16 protein-coding genes, 1 tRNA gene and 1 pseudogene are annotated in these 13,725 nt (G+C 64.0%); 8 read left to right on the plus strand and 10 right to left on the minus strand.

Annotated elements, in window-relative coordinates:
* Positions 1-54: 54 nt before the first annotated feature.
* Positions 55-543, plus strand: a complete 489-nt coding sequence (locus A4R29_RS00850; RefSeq protein ID WP_063170973.1) for a hypothetical protein — start codon at positions 55-57, stop codon at positions 541-543.
* A 20-nt stretch (positions 544-563) separates the two neighbouring features.
* Here A4R29_RS00850 and A4R29_RS00855 read toward each other — a convergent pair whose 3' ends face one another.
* The 5 genes from A4R29_RS00855 to A4R29_RS00875 are packed head-to-tail and all read right to left on the minus strand — an operon-like array spanning position 564 to position 2,928.
* Positions 564-869 carry an urease subunit beta gene (locus tag A4R29_RS00855; RefSeq protein ID WP_013528398.1) on the minus strand — a complete coding sequence of 102 codons (306 nt, stop codon included), beginning with the start codon at positions 867-869 and terminating at the stop codon, positions 564-566.
* 8 nt (positions 870-877) lie between these two features.
* Positions 878-1,465 (minus strand): HupE/UreJ family protein, encoded by a 588-nt coding sequence (locus tag A4R29_RS00860; protein WP_063170974.1) that lies wholly within the window; start codon positions 1,463-1,465, stop codon positions 878-880.
* Between the two features lie 33 nt (positions 1,466-1,498).
* Positions 1,499-1,753, minus strand: coding sequence for a DUF1272 domain-containing protein (locus A4R29_RS00865; protein WP_013528396.1), 255 nt, complete (start codon positions 1,751-1,753; stop codon positions 1,499-1,501).
* A gap of 10 nt (positions 1,754-1,763) precedes the next feature.
* Positions 1,764-2,066, minus strand: a complete 303-nt coding sequence (locus A4R29_RS00870; protein ID WP_013528395.1) for an urease subunit gamma — start codon at positions 2,064-2,066, stop codon at positions 1,764-1,766.
* 28 nt (positions 2,067-2,094) lie between these two features.
* A complete protein-coding gene (locus A4R29_RS00875; protein WP_063170975.1) occupies positions 2,095-2,928 on the minus strand; it encodes an urease accessory protein UreD in 834 nt (277 codons plus the stop codon).
* 215 nt (positions 2,929-3,143) lie between these two features.
* Here A4R29_RS00875 and A4R29_RS00880 point away from each other — a divergent pair, with 215 nt between their 5' ends.
* The 4 genes from A4R29_RS00880 to A4R29_RS34565 all read left to right on the plus strand — a co-directional run bounded on the left by A4R29_RS00880 (position 3,144) and on the right by A4R29_RS34565 (position 5,894).
* Complete coding sequence (locus A4R29_RS00880) at positions 3,144-3,398, plus strand: acyl carrier protein (protein WP_013528393.1); 255 nt, start codon at positions 3,144-3,146, stop codon at positions 3,396-3,398.
* Between the two features lie 5 nt (positions 3,399-3,403).
* Entirely contained in the window at positions 3,404-4,612 is a 1,209-nt protein-coding gene (locus tag A4R29_RS00885) for a beta-ketoacyl-[acyl-carrier-protein] synthase family protein (protein ID WP_063170976.1), read from the plus strand.
* Between the two features lie 163 nt (positions 4,613-4,775).
* The gene (locus A4R29_RS00890) at positions 4,776-5,480 is read left to right on the plus strand and encodes a glutathione S-transferase N-terminal domain-containing protein (protein WP_013528391.1); all 705 of its coding nucleotides are present in this window, start codon (positions 4,776-4,778) and stop codon (positions 5,478-5,480) included.
* Positions 5,481-5,585: 105 nt separating this feature from the next.
* A complete protein-coding gene (locus A4R29_RS34565; RefSeq protein ID WP_167355164.1) occupies positions 5,586-5,894 on the plus strand; it encodes a hypothetical protein in 309 nt (102 codons plus the stop codon).
* Positions 5,895-5,936: 42 nt separating this feature from the next.
* Here A4R29_RS34565 and A4R29_RS00900 read toward each other — a convergent pair whose 3' ends face one another.
* From A4R29_RS00900 to A4R29_RS00910, 3 genes are all read right to left on the minus strand, one after another.
* Entirely contained in the window at positions 5,937-6,557 is a 621-nt protein-coding gene (locus A4R29_RS00900; RefSeq protein WP_013528389.1) for a nucleoside triphosphate hydrolase, read from the minus strand.
* 110 nt (positions 6,558-6,667) lie between these two features.
* The gene (locus tag A4R29_RS00905; RefSeq protein WP_063170978.1) at positions 6,668-7,768 is read right to left on the minus strand and encodes a hypothetical protein; all 1,101 of its coding nucleotides are present in this window, start codon (positions 7,766-7,768) and stop codon (positions 6,668-6,670) included.
* A gap of 117 nt (positions 7,769-7,885) precedes the next feature.
* On the minus strand, positions 7,886-9,700 hold the full coding sequence (locus tag A4R29_RS00910) for a hypothetical protein (protein WP_063173515.1): 1,815 nt from the start codon (positions 9,698-9,700) through the stop codon (positions 7,886-7,888).
* Between the two features lie 216 nt (positions 9,701-9,916).
* Here A4R29_RS00910 and A4R29_RS00915 point away from each other — a divergent pair, with 216 nt between their 5' ends.
* From A4R29_RS00915 to A4R29_RS00925, 3 genes are all read left to right on the plus strand, one after another.
* Positions 9,917-10,804, plus strand: a complete 888-nt coding sequence (locus A4R29_RS00915; RefSeq protein ID WP_013528386.1) for a D-alanyl-D-alanine carboxypeptidase family protein — start codon at positions 9,917-9,919, stop codon at positions 10,802-10,804.
* A 694-nt stretch (positions 10,805-11,498) separates the two neighbouring features.
* Entirely contained in the window at positions 11,499-12,422 is a 924-nt protein-coding gene (locus A4R29_RS00920; protein ID WP_063170979.1) for a DUF1003 domain-containing protein, read from the plus strand.
* A 193-nt stretch (positions 12,423-12,615) separates the two neighbouring features.
* Positions 12,616-12,692 (plus strand) — tRNA-Arg (locus tag A4R29_RS00925).
* 51 nt (positions 12,693-12,743) lie between these two features.
* Here A4R29_RS00925 and A4R29_RS34835 read toward each other — a convergent pair.
* Both A4R29_RS34835 and A4R29_RS00930 read right to left on the minus strand, forming a co-directional pair.
* A pseudogene (locus A4R29_RS34835) lies at positions 12,744-12,857 on the minus strand (DUF899 family protein); the annotation flags it as partial.
* 198 nt (positions 12,858-13,055) lie between these two features.
* The gene (locus A4R29_RS00930; RefSeq protein ID WP_013528384.1) at positions 13,056-13,448 is read right to left on the minus strand and encodes an MAPEG family protein; all 393 of its coding nucleotides are present in this window, start codon (positions 13,446-13,448) and stop codon (positions 13,056-13,058) included.
* Positions 13,449-13,725 lie beyond the last annotated feature (277 nt).

Here is a 13,725-nt window from a genome sequence, read left to right on the forward strand (position 1 = left end):
TTGTTCTTTTCGCGCTAACCCGCGCCCCGAAACGATTTCTCTCAGGAGCGAGCGATGGCGATCACTTCTTTCTCGACCAGAATGCAGGCAGTCGCCGCCATGACGTTCCTGGCGGCGGCTGGTCCTGCTGCCGGACTGAAGGCGCAAGGACTGGAAAGCACGGAGACCGTCAATCGCATCGTCGGCTCGCAGGTCAAGCAGGAAGAGGCCAAGGCCAACACTGAGGCCGGCAACGTCAACACGGCGATCGACCGCACGCGTGAAAACATCGGCACGGTGCGCAAGACATCCAAGCTCGACAAGGTCGACATCGTGTTCCTCACCGATGCCGCGCGCAGCGAAGGCGGCCCGCCGCCGGAGATCGAGGCCAAGGTCAAGCAGCATCAGGACGACATTACGGAGCTGCGCAAGGAGATCGAGGCCAACGCGCTGCTGTTCAACGCCATCGAATCGCGGCGCGTGCAAGCGCAGGATGTCCTCGCCGTCGAATTCGACAATCCCGGAAAGATCGTCATCTACGCCGCGGCCAAGCCATCGAACTGAGCTGAGCGCGCCGGAAGATCTCACAGCTTGCCCATCACCTTCTGCTGAAATCCGTAGACCTCGCGCTTGCCGCCGAGCGGCACCAGCGTGACGTCGCGCTCCTGGCCCGGCTCGAAGCGCATGGCCGTGCCCGCGGCAATGTCGAGGCGCATGCCCCTGGCGCGCTCACGGTCGAATTTCAGCCCCTCATTGGTCTCGAAGAAATGGTAGTGGCTGCCGACCTGGATCGGCCGGTCGCCGCTGTTGGCGACTTTCAGGGTGACGGTCTGCAGGCCCTTGTTGAGCTCGATGTCGCCGCCCACCGTGATGATTTCACCGGGGATCATGGTCACCCTCACACGATGCCGAAGGCGAGACCGATGCCGATCGCCGCGCAGGCGGCACCGGCAGCGCGGGCCAGGCCACGAAACCGGATGCCGAGACCGAGACCGGTGGCGATGCCGGTGGCATGCAGCAACAGCGTGGCGGTGGCAAAGCCGGCCATGTATTCAAGCCCGCCGGCATTCTCCGGCACCTCGGTGCCATGCGCGTGGCCGTGGAAAAGTGCGAACAGGCCGATGATGGCGACGCCGGCCGAGACCGGCAGATCGATCGCCAGCGCCACCAGCAGTCCGAGTGTCACGACCGATGCCAGTATGCCCGGTTCGACGAAGGGCAGCGGCATATGCAGCATGCCCAGCGCGCCGCCGACCAGCATGACGCCGACAAAGGCAGCCGGCCAGGCAAGAACCGCCTTGCCGCCCTTGAGCGCCGCCCACAGCCCGACCGCGATCATCACCGTCATGTGATCGAGGCCGGAGAGCGGGTGCATGAAGCCGGCCGTGAAGGAGGAGGTGGTACCCAGGCCGACATGGGCATAGGCCGGCAGGGCGGCGGCCAGCAGCAGGATCGCCGACAGGCAGAGGCGTTTGGCGGATATCATTCTGTTTGCCTTTCGTTTTGCTCGGTCTGGTGTTCACGCCGCCTTGCGGGGGCCGCAGCCTTCGGCCTTGAGAACGCGTTTGGCTGACGCCGGATATTTCTTCAGCATCGCTGCCGGGCGGATCGGCCGCGCCGAAAAACCACCGCCGCAATTGGGGCAGATGCCGCCCAACACCTGTTCCACGCATCCGGCGCAAAAGGTGCACTCGAAGGTGCAGATCAGCGCATCCGTCGCCTCGGGCGGCAGGTCCTTATCGCAGCATTCGCAGTTGGGACGCAGCTCCAGCATCCTGTCCTCCTCAACGGATCGGTTCGTGCACGGTCACCAGCTTGGTGCCGTCGGGAAACGTCGCCTCGACCTGCACGTCATGGATCATCTCGGCGATGCCTTCCATGACTTGCGCGCGGCTGACGACATGAGCGCCGGCTTCCATCAGTTCGGCGACCGGACGGCCGTCGCGGGCGCCTTCGACGACGAAATCGGTGATCAGCGCAATCGCTTCCGGATGGTTGAGCTTGACGCCGCGTTCGAGCCGCTTGCGCGCCACCATCGCCGCCATGGCGATCAGCAGCTTGTCCTTTTCCCTCGGCGTCAGGTTCATGCGTTTCCCTGGATTGGTAGAGGCAGGCCTATAGTGACCATAATTTGGGCAACCCCGCCCTTCCGTTGAGCAATTCGACGAGTGGAACCAGCCGCTGGCGCAGCCGGTAGCCATCCCCGGCGTAGAGCCTCGCAAGAAGCTTGCCAGATTTCTTCACGCACCAGGCACTGGCGCTGCCCTGGTCGCCGACGATCTCCAGAACCGGATCGAGCAGGGCTTCGGCGCGCGGCGACACCAGAAGCAATGTCGCCACCGCGATCGCGCCGCCGGCAACCGCCGGGCGATCGAGCGTTGCGGCGATATCGGGTCCGATGCGGAAATCCTCGGCATGAACGAGGGCGCCATCCTGACGCACACGCCAGCGGTCATGGAAGTTGCCCTGCGTGGCGCGTTCGCCCATCGCCAGGCGGCCGAAGACGGTGGCTTCCAGCACCAGCGCCTCGGCGCCGACGGCAAGCTCGACGTTGAGCGTACGGGCAAAGGCCGCCCTGTCGAAAACGATGGTTTCCTGCGGCAGCCAGGCGATGCGGCCGTTTTCGCCTACCGACAAATTGACCCGCACTTCGGCATGGTCGGATGCCGCCCGGTAGATCTTCTCGCAGGCCTGCGTGGTGATCGATGCCGAAGCGGCCGCGGCGACATCCACGTCCCAGGCGATACGGTCGCCGCCCGTCATTCCGCCGGCGGTGTTGATCAACACCGCTTCGAGCGGATCGGCCGAGACGGCCGGCATTCTTATCTTGGCGGCGCCGTCCTGATAGAGGCGCCGCAGGCGCGTGCGGCCCTCACTGAGCGCACAGGAAAGCCGCGCCACGCCCGCAACGCGCTGCGTCGAAATCCCGCCATGTTCGCCCATATCCATGCCTGCACGTTAAGCACTCCGGCGGCTTTGTCGATATGGAGTTCGATATAGCTTGTTGCTTGACAACGTTTCGGTTTCTATAGAGGGAACCACCTTGGTACGGTCATGCTGCGCTTGGCGGGGGTATTAAACGACGACGGCGGCTTGATACCAGGAGAAAAAGGGGCGCTGCTCAGTCGGCGTCGGGAAACGCGAGATAGTGGGGAAGGAACCGAATGGCCGACCAGCTGGCAACGGATATCATCGCGAAGATCAAGGCTCATGCCGAGCCGGGCGGCGAAGAAATCACCACCACCACCGAATTGACCTCGCTTGGCATCCATTCGCTCGAGCTGACGGAGATTATCTTCGATCTTGAGGAAGAGTATGGCATCGAGATCGAGATGAACACGGTCGACGCCTGGAGCAATCTGAAGAACGTCGGCGACATGGTCGAAGCTGTGCGCGCGCTGATCGCGAAAAAAGCCTGAACTGAATGCGGCAGCGCGTTGTCATCACCGGCATGGGCGGCATTTGCGGGCTCGGCACCAGCGCGCCCGCGATCTGGAACGAGATGCGCGCCGGCCGCTCGGCCATCGGCCAGATCACAAGTCCCCAACTGCATGATCTGAAGGTCAAGGTCGGCTGCGAAATCAAGACGCTTCCCGATCACGGCATCGACCGCAAGCAGACCGTGTCGATGGACCGCTTCAGCCTGCTGGCGACGATCGCAGCCAGGGAAGCCATGCAGCACGCCGGCCTGGTCTCGAATGAAGCCACCACCTATCGGATGGGCACGGTCGTCGGTGTCGGCGTCTGCGGCTGGGAGGCGATCGAAGAGAGCTATCGCGCCATCCTGGTCGAGGGCAAGAACCGCGCCGGCATCTTCACCGTGCCAAAGGTCATGCCAAGCGCGGCCTCCGGCCATGTCAGCATGAATCTGGGCCTGCGCGGCCCGGTCTTCGGCGTCACCTCGGCCTGCTCATCGTCCAACCACGCCATCGCCTCGGCCGTCGACCAGATCAGACTTGGCCGCGCCGACGTGATGGTCGCCGGCGGCACCGATGCGCCGCTGGTCTGGGGCATCCTGAAGGGCTGGGAAGCACTGCGCGTGCTGGCGCCCGACACCTGCCGGCCATTCTCGGCCGACCGCCAGGGACTGTCGCTCGGCGAGGGCGCCGGCATGGCGGTCCTGGAGACGTACGAGCACGCCATGGCGCGCGGCGCCACCATCCTTGCCGAGGTCGCCGGCGCCGGCCTCTCCGCCGACGCCTCCGACATTGTCGCGCCGACCGTCGAAGGGCCGACGGCGGCCATGCGCGCCTGCCTCGCCGATGCCGGCTTCAATCCCGAGGATGTCGACTACCTCAATGCCCATGGCACCGGCACCAAGGCCAACGACCAGATCGAGACGGCAGCGATCAAGCGCGTCTTCGGCGACCATGCCTACAAGCTTTCGGTGTCGTCGACCAAGTCGATGCATGCCCATTGCCTCGGCGCATCGGGTGCGCTGGAGATGATCGCCTGCGTGATGGCGATCCGCGAAGGCATCGTGCCGCCGACGGCCAATTTTCGTGAGGCCGATCCCGATTGCGACCTCGACGTCACGCCGAATGTGCCGCGCGAGCGCAAGGTGCGCGCCGCGATCAGCAACGGCTTCGCGTTCGGCGGCACCAATGCCGTGCTGGCCTTCAAGGCTGTCTGATCTAACGGGCGGGCGGATCTGCCCCAGGCCGGCCATTCCGTTGACTGTCCGTGCTCGATGAAACCCTTCGCCGCCATATTGATCGTGCCGTGCGCCGCGTCTAATCCTTGGCCGACCCGCCAAAACCGCGCCGCTCGGCGCTAATCCTCATCCAGGAGTTTCCATGGCAGACCTGTCCGCCTTTCCGATCGCAACGCGTTGGCCGGCCAAGCATCCGGACCAGCTCCAGCTCTATTCGGCGACAACGCCGAACGGGGTGAAGATATCGATCGCCTTGGAGGAACTCGGCCTTCCTTACGAGCCGCATTGGGTCAACATCGGCCAGAACGAAAGCTGGACACCGGAATTCCTGTCGCTCAATCCCAACGGCAAGATACCGGCGATCATCGATCCCAACGGCCCGGACGGCCAGCCGATCGGCCTGTTCGAATCCGGCGCCATCCTGCTCTACCTTGCTGAAAAGACCGGCCTGCTCATGCCCATTGATGGCGCGCGCCGCTACGAGACCATCCAGTGGGTGTTCTTCCAGATGGCCTCGGTCGGGCCAATGTTCGGCCAGGTCGGCTTCTTCCACAAATTCGCCGGCCGCGAAATCGCCGACAAACGCCCTCTGGAGCGCTATCGCGACGAGTCAAAGCGACTGCTCGGCGTGCTCGACGGCCGGCTGAAAGGGCGCAAGTGGATCATGGGCAATGACTACACCATCGCCGACATCTCGCTGCTCGGCTGGGTGCGCAACCTGATCGGATTCTACGAAGCGCGCGAACTCGTCGGCTTTGACGATTTCGCCCATCTGGGAACATGGCTGGAGCGCGGCCTGGCGCGGCCGGCGGTGCAAAAAGGCCTGACCGTCCCGGCCAAGGGATAGCAAAACCAGCCTCCGAAGCGCGGCTATTTCGCCTTCGCTTTAGCTTTCGAACCGCCTTTGCCCATGACGGAAGCAGCGAGCGACGCAGCACCTCGGGCGGCGACCATGACCGCGCCGGCAGCGACGTTGGCCGTGGCCTTGGCCGTGCGCATCGCACTGCCGCCTAAGGAGTCGCTGGAACTCGCGGGCTTCTTCGGCTTTGCGGCTTTTGGCGCGGCTTTCGCTGCGGCCGGCACCACTTTCTTCGGCGCTGCCTTGCCGAAAGCCGGCTTGGCGTCCTTTGAACGGGCTGTCATCGCCGGGCCGGCGCCGATTTTGGATTGGGTCGCCTTGCCCTTGGCGGGCGCAGGCTTTTTTGCCTTGGTTGCCATTAGACCGAATCCCTCTTTTGGCACAATTGTCGTGTCGGGATAACGGCCTGAAAGTCTTAAGGTTCCCCTTGCACAATCCGTCGAATCAAGCGGAAAGGCCGATCACCAGATCGGCGGCACTGCGCCGCGCGAGCACGCGCTCGATGTTGGGCAGGTCGTTGGAAGCGATCCAGGCGCGCGCATCTTCATCGGAGCGGCCATGCTCGTGCCAGCGCTCCATCAGGCGGCGCTCGAGCTCGTTGCGCGGCACGTCGACGAAGATCGAGAAATCGAACAGCGGCGCCAGCCGCGACCACGGCTCTTCGTCGAGCAGCAGGTAATTGCCCTCGACCAGGATGAACTTGGTTTCTGTGGCGACGATCGAGGCTGCGGCGCGCGACAGTTCCATGCTGCGGTCGAAGACCGGAATGGCGATGTCGGGTTCACCGGCACGGATACGCTTCAGCAAGGCCTCAAAACCGGCAAAGTCGAAGGTTTCCGGCGCGCCCTTGCGCGCGCGCAGACCGCGCCGCTCGAGCACGGCGTCGTCATAGTGGAAGCCGTCCATCGGTACGACCTCCGCTGCACCTTCGGGCAGCAGTTCATGCAGCCTTGCCGACAGCGTCGACTTGCCGGCGCCCGGTGGACCGGCAATGGCGACGATGAAGCGGTTTGCCTTGCCGGCACGCTTGAAGATGGTGGCGGCGAGATGGGCGATTTCGGACATGAGAGCCTCTCTGGCAGAGCTTCAGATCCACCATGTTCCGCATGATGATTTCGGCCACATCTTGGCGACAGTTCACGGAAATTTCAAACCCTGCGGCCGCGCAATCACACCTACGAGGCCAGCGGCTGGCCAATGCGCAGGAAATCGCTGTCGAAGGGAACCTCCCGCGTCGAACCACCGGCTTGCAGCCGCATGCGGCCATCCGCCGTCGTGACGTCCCGCGGCGGCTCGCCGCCCGACAGCGGCAGGACGCCGATGACGTGGCGAAAGGACACGCTTTGGCCTTCGCCCAGCGCAAAAGCGGTCGCCACCCCTTCGCGCTTCAGCCAGTTGTCGCCGATCGAGGCGGCATGGCCGACGGCAGCGCGGCCATCCTCGATGCCGAGCACGCCAAGGTGGCGGCCGCTCCATGGGGCGTAGTCGCGCCCGCCATTGCTGAACCACAGCATGGTGATTGGCAGTTCGGCCGGGTTCTTCAGCACCAGCACCAGATCGTCCTCGGCCTGTCGTGCAAGCGCGGTCCATCCCGGCCCGCCATGGTCGGCTTCGACCAGCGTGATGAAATCCTCGCGGCGGTCATCCATGCGGTATTCCGTCAGGTCGAGCGTGCCGCCGCCGGCGGCGGGAAAATGGCCGAGATCGGTGGAGCGAGCCGGATAGGCGAGCATGAAGCGGCCGCGTGCGGGATCGGGCTCCAGCGGATCGTCCAGCGTCGCGGCAAAACGCTTCGGCGAAAAGGCCAGCCTGCCGCCGCCGGTCATGGCCGTCATCGGGTGATGGGCGACCGAGATGGCACCATGGCCGCCTGAAAACGCATGCTCCTGGTAGAGGAAGGGATGGCCGTCGCGCAGCGTCAGGATCTTGTCGACCGAAGCGCCCATCACCTCGTGCCGCAAGCGGTAGACCGCGCGCCAGCCATCGTCGGTCGCGACACTTTCGACGACATCCCAGGCGCTGTTGGCCGTCCAGCCATGCAGCGGCGCTTCCTCGACATCGCTGCGCGAAAACGGCGCGCAGAGGAAATCGCCGGACAGCCGAACCGTGCCTTCCGGCAGGTCTTTCGGCAGCGTCTCGTTCGCATCGACCCAGGGCGCGCGATGCAGCGGCTTCAGCTGCCGCCCACCGCCCTCGACGACCATGTCGGCGATGTGGCCGACCGTGAGGTCGAGCGAAACCGAAATGCCTCTGGCCTTGATGGTGTGGATGGTCATTGCGCTGTCACCGATTCTGAAGGCGCAAACTGAACCGTTCGGCGGCGGTTGCGCAAGCACTGCGACAGGGCATTTTTGCATCGCGCACCTTCACCTTCCCCACAAGGGGAGGGTGAGCTACTGTCGCTTGTATTCCCGCACCGGCGACTTGGTGTCGTCGGTGTAGGTAACCTGCACCGACATCGATTTCACGCTGTCGGCGACCTTGAAATAGGGCTGGTAATCGTAGGGGATGGCGTAGGGGTCCTTCTTGTCGCAAGGCGGCATCTTGATCTCCTTGTCGAGTGCCGCGCCGTTCAGGCTGTAATGCACCTGTTTGATGGCGCAGCGGTAGGACAGCATCTGGGTGAAATAGACCAGGCCGTGGTTGCCGCTGGCATCGAAGGCGATCCACGAGGTCCAGAACTGGTCGAGGATCTGCTTGTTGCCTTGCTGAAGCGCTGTCTCGGGGTCGAAGCGGATGTCGAACGGGCCGGTCTCGCGGCCCCTGATGTCGAGATATTTGATCGCAATGATCCCCGCCACCGTGCTGTCGGGCATCTCGAAGCTCGGATTGGCCATCGGCTTGCCGGTCGTCTGGTCGTTCATGGCCAGGAAACCGGTGTCGGTGAACGGACCGCTGTCGCCCATGCGCCAGGAGATGGCGGTCGCCGGCTCGGGCAGCGAGATGGTCATCGACCAGCCCTGGTTGGAGCGCATCGGCGTCAGCGAAGGCACGAAGCGGGCGGGGTCGAGCACGTCGCCAAGCGCCGCCAGCCGGCTGCGGCTGCGGTCCAGCCAGTCGGCCAACTGCGTCTGGTCGACGAAATATTTGAGCAACCCGCCATCCTGTTCGTAGGACGTGAACTTGGTCAGCGCCTTGGCCTCGTTGCGCTTGTCGGCCAGCGTCTGGGCGCCGAGGCGGTCTTCGGAAAACTCCTGCGCCAACAGGAAATAGGCCGGCGCGAAATCCGGATTGGCTGATATGAAGGCGTTGAGCTTGTCCAGGCGCTGGGCGTCGTCGAACTGCTGGATATGCACGAGCTTGATCGACAGCGCCTTGCCCTTGTCGGCAAGCGCGCCGAACACCTCACGCGCGCCGGCCTTGCCGTCCTGCACCCGAAGCAGCGTGGCAAAGCGCGTATAGGGGTCGATGGCGTCGACGTCGAAGCCGGCAAAAGCGAGGTAGGAGCGCCGCGCATTCAGCATGTCGCCGGACAGCTCGTAGACGCGGGCATTGTGGTAGAACTCGTCCGGCCGCTTCGGCTCGGCGATCGCCCCGCCCTGCGCGGCCAAGGCGGCAAAGCCCTTGGCGATGATGTCGATCGAGGCGGCGATCTGCTGCGTCGTCGCCTGCAGCTTCTCGGTCTGGGCCTGCTGCTGCGCCTGGCCGGCGACCAGCGTCTCGGTCTCCTTCTTCACCTCGTCGGTGGTCTTCTGCACTTCCGCCGTCTGCTCAGTCTGCTGCTGCTGGACGGACGCGATCTCGTCGGTCTTTTTCGCCACCGTGTCGGTCGACTGCTTGACCGCGTCGACCGTCTTTTGCGTCTGCGTGACGGTCTGCTCGATCTTCGCAACTTTCTCGGTAACGATGCCCATCGACTGCTGCAGCCCGGCAATGGCCGGCACCAGGCTGGCGATCACCCCGTGCTGGGCGTTGGTCTGCTGCTGCAGGCCGTAGACGCCGCCGGCGACGGCGGCCGCACTGGTGGCGAAGATCAAGGCCGGCAGCGCCTTGGCCGCCAGCACCAGCCGGAGCACGATGGCAATGGCGATGATGATTGCGGCCACCGCGGCGACCAGCGCGACATAGGCGGCGAACGGCGCCAGCGGATTGAGGATGTCGGATACGGCACCCCCGACAAAGGCGACGCTGCCGGCCCATTTGCCGGTGCGGCTGAGTGATGCCCTGATAAGCGAGGGCGCAGCGCCCCCGGCCCCGATGTTCGTCATGCCAAGCCCCCAAGCCCTCGATACCACGCCCCTTCCCACGGGAAACGCGGCCTTGGCAAGCAAAGACACGGGAAAACCGGCGTTTTCGCGGCGGATGCCAAGCTTGCGCGGCTCGACAATCCTGGGGCTAACCGGCATTAACCAAATGGACGCAACAGCTGCGTTACGTTAGCGTCGTCTCATCTCAGCAACAGCCGACCCAGAACAGTCCAGCCCTTGTCCTACCTGCGTCCCCTTCCGCTCATCCAGAGAGTTTTTGCGGCACTAGCCCTGCTGGTGCTGCTGGCCGGCTGCGCCACGACGCCGCCCGACAGCGTGCTGGCCGTGCCCGCGCCGGCGCAGAAATATGCGGCCATCGTGGTTGACGCCAGGACCGGCAAGCAGCTGTTCGAGGTCAGCTCGACGGCGCAGCGCTACCCCGCCTCGCTGACCAAGATGATGACGCTGTATCTTTTGTTCGAGGCACTGGAGTCCGGCCGCGTCAGCAAGCAAACGCAGATCCCGGTTTCGGACCATGCCGCCTCGCAGCCGCCGACCAAGATGCGCTTCCGCCGCGGCGAAAGCATCGACGTCGATTCCGCGATCCGCGCCATCGTCGTCAAATCGGCCAATGACGTGGCGGTGGCGGTCGGCGAATATCTCGGCGGCTCGGAGGATCAGTTCGCCGCCATGATGACATCCAAGGCGCGCCAGCTCGGCATGACCAGCACCACCTTCCGCAACGCGTCCGGCCTGCCCGACGATGGCCAGATGACGACGGCGCGCGACATGGCGGTGCTCGGCATGGCGCTGCATCAGCGCTTTCCCCAGCAGTTCCACTATTTCTCCGAAAGCGACTTCATGTTCCGCGGCCGGCTGGTGCGCGGCCACAACGACATGCTCGGCCGCGTGCGCGGCGTCGACGGCATCAAGACCGGCTACATCAGGGCGTCGGGCTTCAACATCGTCACCTCCTACAATGCCGACGGCCGCAATTTGATCGTCGTGGTGATGGGCGCCGACTCAGCCCGCCAGCGCAACGACCATGTCGAAGCGCTGATCCAGCGCAGCCTGTCGCCGACCACGGACGGCGCCAAGACCAGGCTGATGTTCGCGGAACAGTGAGGAGTGGTCCGCGTAGCGGACAAAAAGCCAATTGCTTGGCTTTTTGAACGACGAACGCCCTGAGCCTGCGAAGGGCGAGCTGCCGGTAGCAAGCATCGCGCTTGGCTGCGCGGGGATGGATATCGATAGGAATTTTTTCTTGACCCTGAGGGCAGCTATGCTACTATTTTCGGTATGGTGCTGAGTCGCGCCAATTGATCGACTGGAAACGTGACCCGCCCGCAAGGCGGGTTTTTTGTTGCCCGCCGCCCTGCAGAACCTTGTGCACGTTGGCGGGGACAGCGCCCCCCTCTGTCCTGCCGGATCTTCGTCGCTCGGAAAGCCAAGCAATTGGCTTTCCGCCCGCTGCGCGGACCGCTCCTCAACCCCCGCAAACGGGGAGATTGGCAGCTTCGGCGCTCCGCTCACTCCTGTGACGGTGGAAATTGGCGAAAGCCGGGACAACAGCCAATCTCCCCCCTTGAGGGGGAGATGTCCGGCAGGACAGAGGGGGGTGATTGGCGCAAACATCGGGCAAGTTCTTCCCGCTCCGGCCAATCTGGAACGTCTCCACCCGCCCTGAGAGGCGAGCCGCCGCCAGCCACATCGCCTTCTCCGATCAAAAACACTTGTCCGGCCTGCGAAATCCGTGCCCGGCGCTGGCTATGCGCCGCCACCTCTGTCTATCGTCGCCCAGCACCCTCAGGAGCCCACCATGAGCACCGTCCCCAAAACGCCCGAACAGGCGGCAGACAATCAGAACGATGACGGCGGCGAGTATTTCGAGGCGCCGATCGTCGGTGAGCTGGAGGCCGATCCGGTATCGGACGAACACTTCGACACGCCCGAAGTGCCGGACTCCGACCCCGCTGGTCCAGGCGCCCACCGTGGCAAGCCGAAGAAAAAGCCGTCGGCGATATCGGGCCGCAAATTCCGCAAGCGCGATCTGGTGCGCATCGACACGCTGCGCCCGAGCCTCGCTGACCGCATCCGCTCGGACCATCCCGACCTGCCGGCGGGCGCCCGCATCAGCCGCGCCGAGCTCGGCCGCTACCGCATGCGCTACATGGAGGAGTTGCTGCAGCAGGAGCACGGCGAATTCTCCGAGCTCGACCGTCAGGTGGTCGAATCGATCGCCAGGCAGGACACGATTTCCGAAAACTCGGAAGAAGAATTCGAGGAGCACCGCACCTTCGCCGACCGCGTCTCCGACAACATGGCGGCATTCGGCGGCAGCTGGTGGTTCCTGATCTCGTTCGGCAGCGTGCTTCTGGTGTGGATCGGCATCAATCTGGTCGCCGGCATGAGCGCCGCTTTCGATCCCTATCCCTTCATCCTGCTCAACCTGCTGCTCTCCTGCATTGCCGCCATCCAGGCGCCGATCATCATGATGAGCCAGCGGCGGCAGGAGTCCAAGGACCGCCTGCGCTCCTTCAACGACTACCGCGTCAACCTCAAGGCCGAGCTCGAAGTGCGCCATCTGCACGAAAAACTCGACTACCTCATCTCGCGCCAATGGACGCGGCTGGCCGAAATGCAGCAGATGCAGCTGGATGCGATGCACGAACTGGCGGGCGCGAAGAAGCCGAAGCGGGCGGTGCGCGGAAGGCGGACGGTGAAGGCGGGGGCAGGGGAGTGAGAGGTGGCTCGGCGAAGCCGAGACGGAGAGGGGGAGCGCCATATCCAATAAGCTGGCATCCACGAGAGGACCGCCCCACTCTCCACCACGGGGCGCGCCAATCGCCATTTGCCCGTTGAAGCCCGCGCGCGCTTCCGCTAAGAAGCCGTGACTTGCCGGTTCACCGGCTGGTTCGTTTTCCGGATTTCGGAAAGCACCCGTAGCTCAGCTGGATAGAGCGCTGCCCTCCGAAGGCAGAGGTCACAGGTTCGAATCCTGTCGGGTGCGCCAGTTCATGTAGGACCGTTTCGGGGCACTGCGTTTGTCGTGGGCAGCTTTGCGGTCGAGCAGGCTCACGCGGCCCTTCAGCCCTTCAAAGGCATAATTCTTCTCAACCGCCAGCCAGGGCAACCGCCAGCGTTCGGCGGCGAGGGTGTCGCGAGCCCGCGAATGGGCCACCTGCGTCGTGAAGAAGGTGCACCCCTCATTGCTCGGCTGCCGGCCGGCCGTCGAACCACATGTAATAGGAGGCGATGAGCATTTGGCGCCCCTCGAACGCGTCCAGCAATGTTACCGACCCGACACCGATCGGAGTGAGTGCGCCCTATCTCCGCTTATGAGGCACCGTGCCGTTCTCCCGCGGCTGGGGAGCGCCTAGAGCATCAGATAGATGATCCGGCCCAGAGCGCCAAAAAGCAGCGCGAAGGCTGCAATCGACTGGACGAAGAAGCCGGGATAGCGCTTCAAGGGCGCGGTGCGATACCCTACGAAATATGCAATCCGACCTATCATCCAGAGCAGCCCAAGGCCGGAAGCCCACGCGGCATTCCAGTAGATCGCGAACAGCCACATCGACGGCATAAAGATAGGAAACCATTCCACCGCGTTGGCATGTGCCCGGATGGTTCGTTCAAGGAGCGGGTCGCCGGTCATTGCGGGCGCCAGTATGCCAGTCTTCTTGTGGGTTCTCGCGACCGTCACCGCCATTCCGAATATCATCAAGCTACAAAACAGCGTCACGAGAGCTACCGGGTAAAGCCGTTCCATGTTTGCCTCCTCTCATGGTCGGGACAGTAGGCAAGCAAAGGTTATCGGCAAGGGCAAGGCGCAGGCAGATCTTTCCTGACAGCCAGCGCCAATAAGAGCCGGGTTTGTCAGTTACATAATTGCCCTTTTTGTTAATCATCCGAAAACGATGGGCAAGTTGGAATGCCATCAGCGTCCCTTCCGTGGAGGCGGTGACGGCCATCGACATACCGCCGTGACCGGCCTGCTGCCGAAAGGTGGCGGCATTTTGTTGCGCGATTGACACGCTGCCCGGCGG

Source organism: Mesorhizobium ciceri biovar biserrulae (genome assembly GCF_001618845.1).
Classification (GTDB): Bacteria; Pseudomonadota; Alphaproteobacteria; order Rhizobiales; family Rhizobiaceae; genus Mesorhizobium; species Mesorhizobium ciceri.